The organism is Lelliottia nimipressuralis, from assembly GCF_041464075.1.
GTDB lineage: Bacteria > Pseudomonadota > Gammaproteobacteria > Enterobacterales > Enterobacteriaceae > Enterobacter > Enterobacter nimipressuralis.
On record NZ_CP167172.1, the window covers coordinates 547,958 to 565,593 of the forward strand.

The 17,636-nt window shown below is 48.9% G+C and carries 13 protein-coding genes and 1 tRNA gene; 5 read left to right on the plus strand and 9 right to left on the minus strand.

The features are described 5' to 3' along the window. Positions 1 to 2: 2 nt before the first annotated feature. From ACB496_RS02615 to argL, 3 genes are all read right to left on the minus strand, one after another. A complete protein-coding gene (locus ACB496_RS02615; protein ID WP_100777807.1) occupies positions 3 to 761 on the minus strand; it encodes an IclR family transcriptional regulator in 759 nt (252 codons plus the stop codon). A 153-nt stretch (positions 762 to 914) separates the two neighbouring features. Beyond that, complete coding sequence (gene argF, locus ACB496_RS02620; protein WP_181827253.1) at positions 915 to 1,919, minus strand: ornithine carbamoyltransferase; 1,005 nt, start codon at positions 1,917 to 1,919, stop codon at positions 915 to 917. Then, positions 1,889 to 1,984 carry a putative translational regulatory protein ArgL gene (argL, locus tag ACB496_RS02625; RefSeq protein WP_228483316.1) on the minus strand — a complete coding sequence of 32 codons (96 nt, stop codon included), beginning with the start codon at positions 1,982 to 1,984 and terminating at the stop codon, positions 1,889 to 1,891. Before argL ends, argF begins: the two co-directional genes overlap by 31 nt. Positions 1,985 to 2,083: 99 nt before the next feature. Here argL and rraB point away from each other — a divergent pair, with 99 nt between their 5' ends. The 5 genes from rraB (at position 2,084) to ACB496_RS02650 (ending at position 5,851) form a co-directional block, all read left to right on the plus strand. Next, complete coding sequence (gene rraB / locus ACB496_RS02630; protein WP_100777805.1) at positions 2,084 to 2,509, plus strand: ribonuclease E inhibitor RraB; 426 nt, start codon at positions 2,084 to 2,086, stop codon at positions 2,507 to 2,509. 182 nt (positions 2,510 to 2,691) lie between these two features. Continuing rightward, positions 2,692 to 3,450, plus strand: coding sequence for a tRNA isopentenyl-2-thiomethyl-A-37 hydroxylase MiaE (gene miaE / locus ACB496_RS02635; protein WP_371974272.1), 759 nt, complete (start codon positions 2,692 to 2,694; stop codon positions 3,448 to 3,450). 27 nt (positions 3,451 to 3,477) lie between these two features. Continuing rightward, on the plus strand, positions 3,478 to 4,209 hold the full coding sequence (locus ACB496_RS02640) for a topoisomerase II (protein WP_100777803.1): 732 nt from the start codon (positions 3,478 to 3,480) through the stop codon (positions 4,207 to 4,209). Positions 4,210 to 4,315: 106 nt separating this feature from the next. After that, positions 4,316 to 4,400 (plus strand) — tRNA-Leu (locus ACB496_RS02645). Between the two features lie 188 nt (positions 4,401 to 4,588). Next, on the plus strand, positions 4,589 to 5,851 hold the full coding sequence (locus tag ACB496_RS02650) for a tyrosine-type recombinase/integrase (RefSeq protein ID WP_371974273.1): 1,263 nt from the start codon (positions 4,589 to 4,591) through the stop codon (positions 5,849 to 5,851). 302 nt (positions 5,852 to 6,153) lie between these two features. Here the strand turns inward: ACB496_RS02650 and ACB496_RS02655 are convergent, their stop codons facing one another. From ACB496_RS02655 to pglX, 6 genes are all read right to left on the minus strand, one after another. Continuing rightward, positions 6,154 to 7,503, minus strand: a complete 1,350-nt coding sequence (locus ACB496_RS02655) for a phospholipase D-like domain-containing protein (protein ID WP_371974274.1) — start codon at positions 7,501 to 7,503, stop codon at positions 6,154 to 6,156. A gap of 122 nt (positions 7,504 to 7,625) precedes the next feature. After that, the gene (gene brxL, locus ACB496_RS02660; protein ID WP_371974275.1) at positions 7,626 to 9,695 is read right to left on the minus strand and encodes a protease Lon-related BREX system protein BrxL; all 2,070 of its coding nucleotides are present in this window, start codon (positions 9,693 to 9,695) and stop codon (positions 7,626 to 7,628) included. A gap of 10 nt (positions 9,696 to 9,705) precedes the next feature. Then, complete coding sequence (gene pglZ, locus ACB496_RS02665) at positions 9,706 to 12,303, minus strand: BREX-1 system phosphatase PglZ type A (RefSeq protein WP_371974276.1); 2,598 nt, start codon at positions 12,301 to 12,303, stop codon at positions 9,706 to 9,708. Beyond that, the gene (locus ACB496_RS02670) at positions 12,303 to 12,872 is read right to left on the minus strand and encodes a hypothetical protein (RefSeq protein WP_371974277.1); all 570 of its coding nucleotides are present in this window, start codon (positions 12,870 to 12,872) and stop codon (positions 12,303 to 12,305) included. The genes pglZ and ACB496_RS02670 overlap by 1 nt, the downstream gene beginning before the upstream one ends. After that, positions 12,866 to 13,987, minus strand: a complete 1,122-nt coding sequence (locus ACB496_RS02675) for an AAA family ATPase (RefSeq protein WP_371974278.1) — start codon at positions 13,985 to 13,987, stop codon at positions 12,866 to 12,868. The genes ACB496_RS02670 and ACB496_RS02675 overlap by 7 nt, the downstream gene beginning before the upstream one ends. Continuing rightward, complete coding sequence (pglX, locus tag ACB496_RS02680; RefSeq protein WP_371974279.1) at positions 13,987 to 17,628, minus strand: BREX-1 system adenine-specific DNA-methyltransferase PglX; 3,642 nt, start codon at positions 17,626 to 17,628, stop codon at positions 13,987 to 13,989. Before pglX ends, ACB496_RS02675 begins: the two co-directional genes overlap by 1 nt. Positions 17,629 to 17,636: the final 8 nt, after the last annotated feature.

Below are 17,636 nucleotides of genomic sequence, written 5' to 3' on the forward strand. Positions count from 1 at the left end.
CTTCAGGCCGGGTAGCCCAGCGCTTTTGAAAGCTGCAGCCCGGCCTCTTCCAGCATTCCGCGGAAGCGGGCGAACGCGTCATCATCGACCCGCGAGGTTAAGGTCGAAAGACTCAGCGCCGCAATCACGCGGGATTCATGATTCCACACCGGCACCGAAACGCAGCGCACACCCTGTTCGTTCTCTTCGCTATCGAGGGCGTAACCCTGGGCGCGGGTTTGCGCCAGCGCCGCCAGCAGCGCCTCGCGCGAGGTTATCGTCGCCGGGGTGAAAGAGGTGTACTGATAGCCGTCGAGCAGGGCGTTGAGGTCGGTATCGTTGAGCCAGGCGATCAACACTTTCCCGATGGCAGTCGCATGGACAGGAAGACGACGACCAATGCGTGAATAGGCAATAGCTGCCAGCTTGCCTTCGATCTTCTCGATATAGACGCCTTCGCGCCCGTCGAGAATGCCCAGATGGGTGGTCTGTCCGGTGCGCTGCGACAGATCCGTCAGCCAGCCCTTCGCCTTCTGGCGAATATCCATCGAACTCACCACAAAATGGCCGCGCTCTACCAGTTTCATGCCGAGGCGATATTTGCCATTTTCTGGATTCTGATCGATATAGCCGTGCAGCTGGAGCGTTTTGAGCAGCGAGTGAAGCGTGCTTTTGCTCAAACCCATCTGTTTACTGATGTCAGTGATCTTCAGCTCCGTCGCCTGTTCATTAAACAGGTCGAGGATCTGCAAGGCACGTTCAACAGACTGAATAATAGGCATAATTAAGGACCGTCCACGCTGGAGTTCAGGTGAAAAAGTACCTTTTTTTCGCTGAAAAATCAATCGAATGGCGGTAAAAGCAAAACGGCAACCCCAGGTCGCCGTTTTTGCTGTTGATTCTTTCTGCCGTGTGGAGAAAGCGAGAGTGAAGGCTTACTCCGCAAGTGTCGCCACCATGACGGCTTTAATGGTATGCATCCGGTTTTCCGCCTGGTCAAAGACGATGCTCGCCGCCGACTCAAACACTTTATCGGTCACTTCCATTCCGCCGTGCAGATCGAACTCTTTCGCCATCTGCTTGCCGAGGGTCGTTTGATCGTCATGGAACGCCGGCAGACAGTGCAGGAACTTGACGTTCGGATTGCCCGTCAGGGCCATCATTTCGCAATTCACCTGATAGTTACGCAGCAGCGCGATACGCTCCGCCCACTTCTCTTTTGGCTCGCCCATCGACACCCAAACGTCGGTATAGATGAAGTCCGCGCCTTTCACTCCGGCGATCACATCTTCGGTCAGGGTGATTTTGCCGCCATTCTGCACCGCCAGCGCGCTGCACTCCGCCACCAGGCTCTCCTCCGGCCAGCAGGCTTTAGGCGCGACCAGACGCAGATCCAGCCCGACCAGCGCCGCCGCTTCCAGCATCGAATTGCCCATGTTGTTGCGCGCATCGCCCGCATACACCAGTGTCATCTGGTTAAACGCTTTGCCCGGCAGGTGCTCCTGCATGGTCAGCAAATCCGCCAGCAGCTGGGTAGGATGGAACTCGTTGGTCAGCCCATTCCACACGGGGACACCGGCATATTCCGCCAGGGTTTCGACCACCTCCTGGCCGTGGCCGCGATACTGAATTCCGTCGTACATCCGCCCGAGTACGCGGGCCGTATCCTTAATTGACTCTTTATGCCCAATCTGGCTGCCGCTCGGGCCGAGATAAGTGACGCGCGCGCCCTGGTCAAATGCGGCAACTTCGAAAGAGCATCGTGTACGGGTTGAGTCTTTTTCGAAGATGAGCGCGATGTTTTTGCCAGTAAGCGACTGAACTTCAGTGTTATTTTTTTTATCCGCTTTAAGCTTTGCCGCGAGCGTCAGCAAAGAGTTGAGCTGTGCAGGCGTAAAATCGAGCAATTTCAGGAAGTGCTTTTTATACAGTTCAGACATGTTATCCTCACATGGCAAAGGCCACTTATTGAATTAAAATTCACTTTATATGTATGAATATTCATTTGCAACCCTGTTTAACAATTCTTTCTTACATTAGGTGGAGGCAAACACGTCCGTGTGTGAAAATAGAAGTATCTGCCGAACTTAAAGAGGAACGAGCCATGGCAAACCCAGAACTGCTGGAAGAGCAACGCGAAGAGACGCGCCTGATCATTGAAGAGCTGCTGGAAGACGGCAGCGATCCGGACGCGCTGTACACCATCGAGCACCATTTCTCTGCAGATGACTTTGAATCGCTGGAGAAACTGGCGGTAGAAGCGTTCAAAATGGGTTACGAAGTGACCGAGCCTGAAGAGCTGGAAGTGGAAGAGGGCGAAACCGTCATCTGCTGCGACATCCTGAGCGAAGGGGCGCTGAAAGCAGAGCTGATCGATGCGCAGGTTGAGCAGTTGATGGATCTGGCCGAGAAGTTTGAAGTGGAATACGACGGCTGGGGAACCTACTACGAAGATCCAAACGGCGAAGACGGCGATGACGAAGACGATGAAGATTTCGTCGACGAAGATGATGACGGCGTGCGCCACTAATTAATAAAATACACAAAATCATTCACGCTGCGTCGAGGCGGCAACCGAGTGAGTCCCAGCGAGCTTACACAGGTAAGTGACCTGGGGGAACGAGGGAAGCCAACGAAGAAGCAGCGTGAAGGATAAAGTGTATTGCGGCAGCTTCGGCTGCCGCAGCTGTTGCCGCTTTGTAAGGTTTCATCATGGACTACCCGCAGATACTCACCCCCGTTCTTAACTTCCTCCACTGCCCGACCCCGCAAGCATGGATTGATAAAGCCCGCGACCCGGCAAACCTGCCGCTCCTGCTCACCGACCACATGGTGTGCGAACTCAAAGCCGCCCAGACTGCGCTCCTGCTGGTGCGTAAATATGTCGCCGACAAAAGTGGGGCCGACGCGCTGCTCGACTGGCTCAAACCCTACGAAGCCTTTACCTTCCGCGAAGGGCCGGAACCGGATTTTACCGCCCTGCATAAGCAGATTGGTAAAAGCGTGATGCCCAAAACCGACGACCCGTGGGGTCAGGCGCTGATCGACAGTATGGTGCTGCTGATAAAAGAAGAGCTGCACCACTTCTGGCAGGTGCGCGAGGCGATGCTGGCGCGCAATATTCCGTACGTCAAAATCACCGCCAGCCGCTACGCCAAAGGGATGCTGAAGGAAGTGCGCACTCACGAACCGCTGACGCTGATCGACAAGCTGATTTGCGGTGCGTACATCGAAGCGCGCTCCTGCGAGCGTTTCGCCGCGCTGGCGCCATTCCTCGACGACGACCTGCAGAAGTTCTATCTGTCGCTGCTGCGCTCGGAAGCACGCCATTACCAGGACTATCTGACACTTGCCCAACAGGTGAGCGACAACGATATCTCTTCACGCGTACAGCTTTTTGGTGAAATTGAAGCCACACTTATCTCGACACCGGACAGTGAGTTTCGTTTTCATAGCGGCGTGCCGGTGTAATCCGACAGATCAAAAGGATGCGAGACGATGAAGAGAGCCTGGAAACCGATTGTGATTGTTGCCGTACTGGCCGCTGCCGTGGCGTGCTGGGTCTATTACGATAAACAACGCCTGCAACAAAACCCCGAACAGCAACTCGACACCACGCTCAACAGTATGCCTGCCTGGCAGGTGCTGAAGGAGCAAGAACCCGCATTCCAGCAGCGCATTCGTGAACAGATCCTCGCGATGCAAAAAGAGGGTGATTCCGAGCAACAGATCATCGACGTGATTCAGCCGCAGATCTTGCACCTGCAGATGTCGCGCCTGCAGACCGCGCCGGACGCGAACGTGGTGGATTATATGAAGGCGAATATGGAGCAGACCGCCGCCATTCAGAAGGTGAGCGACGACGCCTGTTTCCGCTTTCTCTACCCGGACGTGAAGGGCGGCATCAACCCGATGCGGGTGCTGGATAAGCCGATGATGCAGCGCCGCATGCAGGCCGACGCCGACATGATGCGCGCCGCCTACGGCAAAAACCGCCACACCGTGACGGCGCAGGAGCGCGACACCGCCGTCGCCGACGTGCGCCCCATCATGAAAGAGCTGGCCGCGAAGTACGGCGAGGATATTCAACTGCTGCAGATGCCGGACAAGGCGACGGGGAAAGAGAAGCTGTCGTGCGATATGGTGCAAGAGATGTGGGCCAAAGTGCTGCAACTGCCTGAAAGCCATGCCGCCGGCGTGATTCGGCTGGCAGTTTCCGAGCTGGAGTGACGATGGGCGCTGGTTTTTTGGGCACTTAGCGCGGGTTTAGCGCGTCGTCGCTTGCATGGCGGCGCGCGACAGGTATAATCCACAACGTTTCCGCATCCCCTTCAGTGCCGAAGTGGCGAAATCGGTAGACGCAGTTGATTCAAAATCAACCGTAGAAATACGTGCCGGTTCGAGTCCGGCCTTCGGCACCATCGGAACATCAATAGACGTCAACAGACGTCTTTTTTTGTGCCTGAAATCCAGTATCCGCAAGGCTTTCCTCGCTTTTTTACTCAACCTAAGTCAACCTACATCAACTTACTGGTGCGGGTACAAGTGCGGGTATATCCCGGTTCGATAATGTTTGTACCCACACAGAATCCTTGAAAGGATACTCATCATGGCTCTGAGTGATGTGAAGGTTCGTTCGGCAAAGCCGGAAGCAAAAGCCTATAAACTGACTGACGGTGAAGGCATGGTTTTGCTGGTTCACCCTAACGGCTCAAAATACTGGCGATTTCGTTATCGCTTCGGTGGTAAAGAGAAGATGCTGGCGCTGGGGAAATACCCTGAAGTCTCGCTGGCGGATGCCCGGGCACGCCGGGATGAGGCCCGTAAGCTATTAGCTAACGGCGTCGACCCTAGTGAGAATAAGAAAGCTGTTAAGGTAGAACAAGAGCAGGAAGCGATAACGTTTGAAGTGGTTGCCCGAGAATGGCATGCCAGCAATCAGAAGTGGTCCGCATCGCATAGTGCTCGTGTATTGAAAAGTCTTGAGGATAATCTCTTTGCTGCTATCGGCAAACGCAATATTGCTGACCTGAAGACACGAGATCTGCTTGTGCCCATTAAGGCTGTGGAGTCATCTGGGCGTCTTGAAGTCGCCGCCCGTTTACAACAGCGAACTACCGCGATTATGCGCTTTGCTGTGCAGAGCGGCTTAATCGATTACAACCCAGCACAAGAGATTGCCGGTGCAGTTGCTACGACAAAAAGACAGCATCGTGCTGCGCTAGAACTTAATCGAATTCCTGAATTACTTCATCGCATCGATCACTATTCTGGTAGACCGTTAACCCGACTGGCGGTTGAGCTCACTTTGTTGGTTTTCATCCGTTCAAGCGAGCTGCGATTTGCCCGTTGGTCAGAAGTGGATTTTGAAACAGCTATGTGGACGATTCCTGGGGAGCGTGAACCGCTAGAAGGTGTGAAGCATTCACATCGAGGATCGAAAATGCGGACTCCTCATCTTGTTCCTTTATCCCGCCAGGCTCTATCGATTCTGGAAAAGATTAAAAGTATGAGTGGGAATCGCGAGCTAATTTTCGTTGGCGATCATGATCCTCGTAAGCCGATGAGTGAGAACACGGTTAACAAGGCTCTGCGTGTGATGGGCTACGATACGAAGGTTGAGGTTTGTGGGCATGGTTTCAGGACTATGGCATGTAGCTCATTGATTGAGTCGGGTCTATGGTCGAGGGATGCTGTAGAGAGGCAAATGAGCCATCAGGAACGCAGCTCTGTAAGGGCGGCTTACATCCATAAGGCGGAGCATCTGGGGGAGCGCAGGTTGATGCTGCAGTGGTGGGCTGATTTTTTAGATGCTAACCGAGAGAAGGGAGTAAGTCCGTTTGATTTTGCAAAACTCCATGGCTCCATGTAAGAAAAGAGACTTATGTGGCAAATTAGTTTCAGAGAAACTTGCAGTATGGGAGTACATTTCTTCCATAAAGTCACATAAACGCCGCGAAGTGCCTGAATCAAAGCATGCTTTAATGGGAAAAATCATTCTGGGTTCAAAGTAATATGCAGAGTGATCTTGGCCGATTGGATAGAGTATTGATATGTAAATTAACTCTATGCTGTACTATCTGTCACCGGTAGGCGTGTTCTAGTAAACTGAGCACGCCTTTGGACTGCTTCATTGAGTGATAATGATATTTACTGGAGTTGGGAGAGATATGTTCAAATATTCACTTGAACTGGATAGCCCAATGCCCGCAATGCTTTATTGGTTCTGCCATTTCTGGGAGGCGTATCATCAGGTCTGGCCCAGCCAACAACTTCAGCAATGGAGTTAATACCGTAATGCTGGAATTTATATTGCTCATCTTTCCCTGCCTGATAGATCCTTTCCCACATAAAAGAAGGCGTTCCACCGTAGAGCACATAATTGAGTAATTCAACAATAGTCATGCCTTTTTGATTTGTTTGGCCCATGATCCATTTTGTAAATAAAACGGCACGTTCTTCCTTGTTTAAGGACTTTGTGGCAGGTTGGCCAAATGTTTCAGCACTCATTTTTATCACATGGTCCATTGTTGCATGTGTATAAGAGAATATTTGATGGATCTTATCCTCAGTCAATGAGCCAATATTATTTTTTGACAAGTTTTCGCGAATATAGGGAGCGTAAATCCCAAGATGAATACCCTCATTAGACGGCGGGGCTGAAAGGCTTTTCCACCAGGAGAGCATACTCATCAATGCTGCTTGTGGGTTTTTACTGTTAGTACGATTAAAATCCTCAAAAGGATAAGTATTATCTTGCTGATGAACTTGCTTATAATAATAAGCATGTAAAAACTGATCGGTTTGCCAGAATATCGGTGTATCTTCTGATACCCATATAGGCCTGTAATCATTTATCTGGCTTGAGATATTATGAATGATTGAAAGTGTGCTTTCCCATTCTTTATGAAAATTCTCTTTTCTTTTATCTTTGTTTTTTTTGTTATCAATAAAGTTTACGCCGCCCCATTCAGGAATTTTTCTCTTTTTGATAAGCTCTTGCTCTTTTTTCTCTAACTCGAGTTTTGATTTTAAAAATAGTCTTTGTTCATTAATGATATCGTCACTAAGATCAACACAACAGTCAAGAGACACTAAGCTATCGAAGAATTCCTCAAGTTGCTCAATTAGATTAGAACTATATAAATCACTCTCAGTGAAGAAGATACCTGCTTCTATGTTTGTATGCCATGCACGATCGGTTAAGTTAGCCGATCCAATATATGCGCCATAACCCTTCCACCAGATGACTTTACTGTGAAGACGATCCGGAACAAGTTTGCAGAAGATATTATTTTTTGTATTAGCAAGAAATTTCGCCAAGAGTGAGGGGGATACAGGGACGGTGTGATCATATCGCATCCAGATATCAAGGCGATGATGATTTTTTAGACAATGGTCAAGTAGAGCAGTTTTATCATCACCATAGGCTATGGCTGCAACGACACCGTCAATTTCGCAATTCGGAGGAGGTAAAAAAGAACTAAAAAACTGTTTGTTCAATCCATTTGCAATTAGTTTCATTATTTTTTAACCGTACATCATTCCAGATGAAAAACAGGATTAAAGAATATAGTTTAAAAAAATAAACAAGAAAAGACTTACGGATTATTTAACTGAGGAGTGTGACTCACTCCTCGATATATTTAGTTGACACCCAGTGCCTTATATACAGCATCCACCGGATCGGCATAAAAGCTAACCTGAAACTTTGTGAACAATTCAGTCGGCACGGTCGGAATATCCATAGCTGAGGCCATAGGGAGCAATACCTTTTTAGCACCGCTATCGAATGCTACCTGCAGGCAGGCTGCTAAATCCTGAACGGGGTTCGTCACACCGCCCAATGTCATGCCTCCCAATACGACCATTTGTTCCTGAACCGGTTTTGCCAGCAATACCGAACAGAACGCGATTAACGCGGCCAGACTGGTGGTTGTACTCGGACCGGTGCTGTGCAGCTCCACCACATGAAGATGGTATTCATGTTCAGAGAATTTAGCCGCAGCGCTGATACGGCTCAGGTTACCTTTGAAGTAGTCAAACCCTACGCGGATCGCTTCTTTCGCTGCTGTGTTCGACCCCAAACCTGACACCGCATGTTTGCCGTTGCCTGCAGTCATCTGTGTTTCAAAACGATAGAGGCCCGTCATGCCTGAATCCGCCTGCGTGACCAGATGCACTACGCCAGGTTTCGGCATACCGGCGGGAATCAATTCACTGCCGCCCTGCTCCGGTACGCTCACGAAGAACTCTTCAAGACTCTCGTTATCGATATAACTGAAGTTCACATCAAAGAACTCCAGGCCACCGAGTTTCTTAAGCTGCTCTTTAACTCGACGGCGGACCTCCAGTGCATAGGTCAGGCAAACCCGTACATCTTCTTTGTCGTAAGCGCCGTCTGGGTGCATTAGCTTCAACAAACCGGATACCGTGCGACGTACGGCAATCACGTCACGCTGATTGAGGTTATTTCCCAGCTTGAAGAATTTATCAATTGCATCGGAGAAGCTACGTTTACGCATCTCGCGCATATATTCAGCGAGATAATCCGTAATCAAACCATAGCGATTGGTGAAAAATTCCGGGCGCATCTTAGGAATTTCCCAACCAGGAATATAGGCATGGAAGCGGTCAAAAAATGCAGTATCAATCATTGCATCCGGGAACGGTGCAAGCAGATGGCTGGTTTTGACCAGTGTATCTACGCTCTGATTGATGTTGCCAACAAACACCATGGAGGCTTTGCCTTCAATGGAGTCCCGACCACGAGAGAATGAGCCTGATGCCATGTAGTCCTTCATGATCTGCACGCCATCTTTGTCTTTGAAGGTGATCCCTGCCACTTCATCGAACGCGACGACGTCCCACATTCCCACCAGACCAATCTGGCGACTGGACATGTTGTAAAACAAATTAGCCACTGTCGTTTGTCCACCAGAAACTAACAGCGAATTTGGTGAGCACTCTTTATAAACGTGACTCTTACCGGTCCCACGAGGGCCAAGCTCACAGACGTTATAATTGTTTTCCACGAAGGGGATCATGCGAGTAATCAGATGCCACTTGGTGCGTTGTTCGATATTCGCAGGCTCCATCCCAATAGAACGTAACAGCACGTCAATCCACTGGTCGCGATCAAACTGCTTGCGAGCTTCAAACACCTCATCCATATCCATGTTTGGCATCTGGATAGGCTTCAAGGTGAACAGTGAAAAAGGTGACGTTTTTTGCCCTTCCTCGTAAAAGTAGTTCACGGTGATCATGCACCAGATGCCACCCGTCAGCAGTTTCTCGTTGTCTTTCACCATCTGCGACGGTACCAGGGCATCCTTGATGCCGAGGTTAGATAACTGTGCTTCATAGACATTTTTCTTTTCTTTTAAAGAAACAGTCACCTTATCGATTATTTTGTACGATCCGCGTTCACGGATATACGACTTCACCTTCTCAGCTTCATCTGGGCGAACATAGTTCTCAGAAAGAATACGCTTAACCGACTGTAGCCCCTGCTCGACAACCTCATCGTCATCGGAGGCACAGTACATACCGAGAAGATATTCCAGTACATAGACCGGAACATTCGCCCCTTCTTTAAGTTGTTTAGTCAGGTCTTTACGCACCACGCGGCCACGAAAGTGCTGATTCAATAATGAATCCAGGTCCTGAGCAGAGGCCATTTCCATGTTGGTCGCCGAGTTATCCTGCTGTTGCATAACGCCTCACTTAAAAGAAGTCATCCTGGAAAGCCAGGTCGATTGTAATCGGATAGCGACCATACTCTGTGGCGCTGTCCGCATTCTCCAGGATCAGCACATATTTGTTTTTACGGTTAAATGTGGAACCAATAAGTTTCATCGTCACGTCGCGGGTACGTTTACCCATATCGTCATTGTCACTGTCGAAGCAAACCGTTTCCGTGCCGGAGACAACCTGATTATTTTCATCAACGATAAAGATATTCAGCGTGCGCGGTTCATTGAGGTCGTCCACCGCCGTAGTCTGGATGAAGCCGATTTTATCAATACTGTTAACCAGTTTTATTACGTGGTCCCGTGCAACAACTGACACTGGTTGGCGCTGTGGTTGTTTCTCTGCTGCTTTTTTCTCAAGCGCGCGAATCTTCAAGACGGGAACACACACTTCCTGCAACATGGCACCGCCATGAACGAAACGCGCACCACCTACAAAGTGGAAACGCTGTACCCCTTTGGGTAACAGGAATTCACTCTCATCGCTTGCGCCTGCGGTATCTGCCAGTTTGCCGTGCCAGCAAAATTCACTTTCAGGCAGCTGATGCCCAATAATGAATCGCTTATTCGCTTCAATCGTATTTACTGCTTTACTCTCCAGCTTCGTTTTATCTTGCTCCACCAGCGCCTGTTGTTGGAACAGGAACCCATGATCGGCAGTGACAAAAATTCGGCTGGCGTTAAATCGATTTCGCAGGCGTGATACAAGATCTTTCAACTCCGTGATCGCACTTCTACAGGCTTCAAAAGTCTTGTCTTCTGTTGCCGCCTTATCACCAATGGCATCAATAGTGTCGTGCCAGATATACACCACTGAGGCGTTGCGGATTTGATCGTTCACTTCCTGGTTATTGGAGTTCTGCAGATCCTTCGCTTTCAGCGCAACACCATTTACCTTTGCCAGGATAGCTGCGCGTTTTTCAAACCCTGAGGTAGACATCCCATCGGCATACACTACGCCGGAATTGTCAGGCAGATAACTCAACGACTCATGAGGTAACAATGCCGCCATACCTAGTTGCGTGTAGCTCGGCAAGACTCCTGTCTGGGAGCGCAAATCAGCACTGAAGTGCTTCTCATGATTGATATGTCGACCCAGTTCTTCTGCTACTTCGTAGCGCAATGCATCTGATATGACGACAAAAACACGTTTCACCTGTGAAGTGTCAAATTGCCGTTTCACATTCTCTTTATAGAAATTACGCTGCAACGGCACGCCGCTAATTTGCCAGTTTTGCATGCAATTTTCTGCTTCCAGAAGTTTGTTCCAGCCACGGCTCAGCTCTGCCAGGTACCAATTGCTGTAAAGCTCTTCAATGAATTTATCCAGCTCATGGAGGATCATCGCCCCTTTGCTGTGCACCGGTGCGGCATATTCATTGAACAGGCGGTAGGTCTGATCGAAGCGATAAATTTCGTCGCAGTAGGCTTTCCAGAACGCGCCAGTATCAGGGAAATTAAACCCGTCGGTGTAACGGTTACGCAAATTCAGCAAACGCTCGGCCTGGCGGATAGCATTCCAGATGGATAGATACACTGGCTGCGTCTGGCTCCAGTATTTCGCACTACGCTCTGATACCAGTGCTTTAAACGCGTCCCTGTCCAGGGTCGTGCTTTCTTCCTGTAGTTGAGTTACCAGGCCACGGATAATCAATTGCTCGATAGCTTCGAAAGTGTCACATTTTGCCAGCGCATACGGCGAGCTGTAGTTGTAATGCTCTTTCGGTTGCAGTGTCTGCTGGAGATCGGCTGCGCAATAATCATATTCCGCTTTATAGCGACGATCGTTTCGCCATGCCCCCATAAAGGCCAGGGCAGAGGCACGACCTGCGGCAGTAGTCAGCACATTTTTACTTAACCACTCACGATGAGAGTCATCACCTTGTGCCCAAAGATCGGTACAGAACAGTTTCAGCAGTAGGTTTTCAAGCGTTGGTGCTTCTGCCTGGTAGCCCAGTTCAAGACTAAGGACTTCCCAGAGGACCTTATCCAGCCCCAGCTTTTTCAGCACGGCAAAAGTATTTTTCAGGACACTATCATCCTGCTGACTTGCGGCAACAAATTGCTGGATGAGAGCAAACAGGATCTCTTTGGTTTCAAAGGTGCTGGCTCCGGCAACCACTGCCAGCATCTTTTTATCGAGGGATTTTTCTGTCTCGCGTTCGGTAACCCAGCCTTTAAGTAACTGGGTACGTTTGACGGTAAAGAAGGCTTTGCGAAGCTGAACATGTTCACGTAACCCTAGTTGTGGGATGCCCAATGAGTTCAGTGTGATCGAGGCATAGTCAGCGTGGAATTCGGTGCTATAGAGGCGGATATCCAGTAGCCAGTCCTGCTCGCGGGCGGGGACTTCGCTGGTGAAATAAAGTAGAAATTTCTGTGCTGGCTCGTCGATTTCGATTCTTTTTTTGGTGGCGAGCACAGAAACGCCGCGCATATCCAGCAGCGTGACATTGTCGAGACCCAGCTCAATGAGCGAATCGATGAAGCGTAGTTCCGGGTCGTGCCAGAAGACGATGCGATTGTCGGTAAACTTCTGACGAAGCCCGGATTCCAGTTCTTTAAATTGCATTATTGATTCTCAAACCATTCGACCAATTCACGGGCGCTAGGGCAAGAAGGGTGGCGAGCCGAACTCTGAATATCAAAACCGTGATGTGTAACCATCCTTTTAGCAAATGCGGTTTTAGAACTTCCTGGCCCTCGTTTTCTTAGTTTCCGTGAGACTTCTTTTAAGCGATCCCATGGCATTTCGGCTGTAGCTTCAGGCTGCTCTTCATTAAATTCGTCTACCTTAAGCCATTTTTTCATTGCCTCTGAATCGGCAAGAAACCAGGCCTCAACCGCTTTGACTGCGATAAACGAGACATCAACATCTTGATGAGCAATTCGTGCCTGCACATCAGCAATCGAAGCGGCATCTTCCAGATCGGTGAGAATACAGAACCGTTCTGCGCCGATATTTCTGAGCCTTTCAACGAAGTTCTCAACATACTTCGGCAACAGGTTACCACCGCCTTTGGCATCAATGACGGGGGTCACCAGTTCAAAATTATTAGCACGTAAAAATGAAATGAATGCTGGCGAATTGACGATAATTGACTCGGTATCGCCTTCTACAATGAATCCTATTTTTACCATGGCAGACCACCATCGAACATGTTCATCAGCCACGCGGTATCCAATGGGATTTTCTTCTTATCAATGCCAGCTTCCAAAGCATGTTTCAGTTTGGTTTTCCCTTCTTGCTTACTCACAAACCACAATTCATCCGGTTCCAGGTTGCGAACAACAGATTCACTATGGGTGGTAATAATAATCGGATGATCCATAGTGGCGTTATCACGCATCAATTGCACAAGTTCCCCGATGGCTTTTGGGTGAATGCCTCGTTCGGGTTCTTCGATGATGGTCATCCCCGTGTGCTGAGCTCGACTCAGTATGGCCGTCATGATGCACAAGGTATAAATAGTGCCATCGGAGATCAAATGTGCTGGAAAACGCGCTTTAGTTCCGTGTTCTTTGAAAGTCAGTACTGTTGAACCATCCAATTTTTGTTTTTCGGTCGATACATTTTCCATACCTGGAACAATGAGTTCCATCCACTCCAGTATTTGCTCTTTAAAGTCGCTATTCGATTCGAGAGCAGAGAGCACAGAGGCAATGTTACGGCCATGACTGTCCAGAAATGTCGCGTCGGTTTTGGCGCTATCTGGCTCTTTAGCTCGTAGCGGATCGATGCGAAAAACAACAATGTTGGTTAAAAAAGCATACAATTCACTTTTGCCCAGCAACATTAGCGCTGTCATATCCGACGAATAATTAGGGATATAAGTAGCTGGTGTTTCCTCATCATCGCTTAGACGAATCATAAGAGTATCTGGGTGCTTACGATCAATATGAATATCTCCATCAATGACCAACTTTTCAGTGATTGATGGTTTTTTATCCATGCTTTTGATCGTCAAGTCATAGGTAAATTGCATTCCCTCCAGCTCAATCTTAAGGTGCAGCGAAGCGGTAGTCCGGTTTTCCTTACGTAGTTTGTAGCAATGAATCTGCTGAAAACCACCAAAATCGCGGATTGCCTGAGTGGCACCCGTTTTCACTACTGCACCAAAAAAAGCTAATGCATCGGTAATGTTACTTTTTCCCGCGCCGTTGGCCCCGGCAAAAGTAATGAAAGGTGGGCTTTCCGCAAGGGAAAGCTCCGCAATGCTCTTGTAACCTTTAATAATAAGGGGATGTTGATCCATTATGCCTCCTGTGGAGCGCAGCCAGTGATCGCTTTGACATCTGCCAGCAGATCGCCAAATTTGCCGTAGTTAACCTTAACGCCGTCATCCAGATCAATAGTGATACGCATATCAGCATAGTGGCGCAAGCGGTCGTCGAAGTTGCGCAGCTCGTTGAATTTTTTAGTCAGGCCATCCAGCTCTTTTTTCAGACGCGTGGTGGTGGCACCGGATTCGGCACTCTTGAGCTGATCGTTAACCAGATCGATATTGCCCTGGTAACGGGCGAGCAGCGGAACTACGTATTCGGTACGCATACGCGACAGCGTGCCTTCATTATAACGGTGCAGATACACTAAGCACTCAAACGCTTTCTCTTTACCGGAGCTGAACAGCCAGTAAATTGGGCGTTTTTTGTACATCTTCATATGATCTTTCCAGAACTGAGTGGAAAGATAGCGGCGAATGGTGTCCAGCGAAGATTCGCCTTTTTTTGGTTTGATTGCGTACAAACAGAGGCTTTCGGCGATAAAATCGAGGTTTTCCTGCAGATGCTCTTCCCCCCAGACGGTGCGGACAAATTCTTTGACACGGGCGGTGACATCGTCGTCGAACCAGTCGGAATCCATCAGCGGCAGGATGCCGTCTTCGTCGGCAGGGAAGGTTTTGTAGGCACCTTCAGCGACTAATTCTGCAAAGCCTTTGTTACCTTCGTGGGCGTAGATCAGACCTTCACTATCGAGGGAGTAGCGGCCCATCATGCAGCCTAGGACGTATGATAAGAACTCACAAATGGTGTCTGAGCGCTCTCTGATTTTCAATAAGTTCTCATCATCCAGTTTGTATTTAAACTGCGCATTTCGATACAACGTGACATCATGCATTTCTACATAATTTGACACCTCATCCTGCAGCTGGTAAGCAGAAATGAAGATGCTATTATTCTTTTGCTCCAGATCCCTAGCGGCTTCGACAATTTCATAAATTAATGTCTGAAATTGCTTGTAGATAGCTTTGAGCCTTTTTTCGTTTGTGACCTTCAATAAGGGGGTGCGTAAAAAATCCCAAGAAACTTCATAGGAATCATAGTCTGCTCGGAAAATATCAACCATTTTCTCAGCAATGTTATCAAATTCGTGATCGATATAAGGGACGCGAGCGACATCGCCTGACTGGAAGTTTAAAGTAGGGTTAATTTCTGAAAATAGTTTGGTAAAGACCACCGAGTTCATAAAGCACAATAGCTTTCTCAGGATATCTGGCTTACCAAACACACAGCATCCACCATTGTCAAAAATAAAACCATTGCCAAAGTTGCGGACGCTAAAATTCCCTGATGAAACCGTTGACCAAGTGAGTCCTGGCTGGAAGAAAAATTTCTCATTAGCGACAACTGATAATGGTATCTCTTTAATTTCTCTGCCGTTATCTTGCCAGTTAATGACAAATTCATTGAAGCCATACCACTTTTTATAGCCTCCACCTTTATTGTAAGGGACCCATTTCAACCCTGAACTCTGGAGTTGTTCGACAGAACTAATACCAACACCCATTTTTTTTCTATCTACCTCAGACCACGAACGTAAAAAACGGTTGTTATCTGAAGTGGAGTTACCTTTTCGCGGTGAGGCAATTTCACCAATCGGTGTGCCTTGGCTAAATACTGTGCGAACCTGTTCGCTAACCCAGTAGGCGATAGGCTTGCCTGAGATAATACCGAACTCTCGCTGTTTCATATTTGAATATGCAAAGTGCCTATTTAATAGGGCATTCTCTTTGGATGACTCATCTCCATTAGTCAAACGAAAGAACATGGGTTTGTATTCAGGAATAGGAAGGTTTTTAATTATCCATGCGGTGGTCTGAACAACCTCACCGGCTATTTGGCCAAATGCACGAGCTCCAAAATGGGCCATCGTAACGAGAGTTTTCTTTTCTAAAACCCATTCTCGGAGTTGTTCAAAACTGGAAAGGAACATCCAGGACTGCATATTAACCTGAGCATTAAAGCCACTGATTTTTAACAGCGTGAACGCGTGGCGCATGAACATAGCGAAAAGGTCATATTTGGTATCAGGGAATTTTTGCTTAGCGAACTCTTTCAGTTCACCAAACATTCCTTTTCCTCCCATATATGGTGGGTTGGCCACCACCGCATCATAGCGTTGCGCCAAGATCCATGCCTGCTGAATACACGGAATCAGCTCCATCGCAGCCTCTTTTTGCTGAATATCACCTTCAACAGCCAGACGATACAACCCATCGAGGAACGCTTTCAGCGCCGCTTCATCTTCCTGTGATACCTGAATTAAAGAACCCAACGTTTTCGCACTGGTGAACAACTCCAGCGTACGCATCATTAGCTTGTATTCCGCGCTGTCGGTATTTGCCAGCGTATTCCCTTCAGCAAACATATCTCCCATGCTGCCGCGCTGCACTTGCTGGTGGAAGTTCAGCTTGGTCCATAGCTCAGCGATATCCAGCTTACTTTCCTGTAAGGAGACAATATTCAGCCGCACGCTGCGGGTCAGAATACGACGGTCATCCTGACGCGCCAGCATCAGCATCGCAAAGCCAGAGAGTTGTGCGGCGCGGTCGTCGATATCCAGACCGAAAATATTGTTTTCCAGAATCAGCTGCGGAATATCACGGGTGCGGTAGCCACGTTCTTCGTAAATCGCTTTCAGTACGTTATAGGCTTCGGTCAGGATATGCCCGGAGCCGCAGGCTGGGTCCAGCACCTTGATGCTTTCTGGTTCAATGCTGGATGGGGTGATTGCTGCAAGCTGTGCCTGAACTTCTGGCGTCTGTTCTGCGGGCTCAATGTAGTAAGGCATTTTGCCTTTCAGGCTGGAGTCCGGGTAGGTTTGCAGCCACTGACGGCCCACCGAGTTCTGCACCAGATACTGCACAATCCAGTTCGGTGTAAACAGCTGGGTGGCTGCGGGAATATCTTCGCTCTTTACCACCTTGCCGATCACGTCGTCTTTCTTATCTGAAATGTAGAACTGATACAGCCAGCCGATCACTTCGACCTTCTCCCAGTCTTCTTCAGGAATGGTGTCCACCAGCCCACGTAGAATAGAGTCGGTGCGGGTCAGGTTATCCGGCAGTACCAGTTCGATATCATCATTGACTGCTTCGAACAGGAAAGGCATCGCGCCATGAAGAGCATGACACTGCGCAAGCAACAGTTCGCGATATAGCTCTTCATCACGATCGCCAGCCAGCTTCATCTCCACCAGGCGCGCTTTGTCCAGCCCCAGAGCATCAGCTACTTCCGGCACATGATCCAGAACCTCAAAACCACCTTCCAGTGTCGGGTGAGACAGCAGACGGAAACCGTGCTCAAGATAGCCATGCAGCTCCATATAGCGAATAGCGCAGAAGCGGTTAAACCAGGTGTAAGCGATGTGCTCCACCAGCACTTCGTAGCCCTGCTTTTCTGCACGCTTGACCAGACGTTCACGGCGTGACGCCAGTGACTTATCCAGCGAGAACTGACCATAACGCACGCTGTCGCCAAGATCGGTTGCTTGCGCAATTTGCAGGTTGCCTTTTTTATCGGCCTCAATGCCCAGCGTGGTCAGTTTTTGCATAACTGCATCACGGAACTGTTTACGTGCCACCGGGGCGTATTTTTTGATGTTTGACGTATTCATGTGTAATC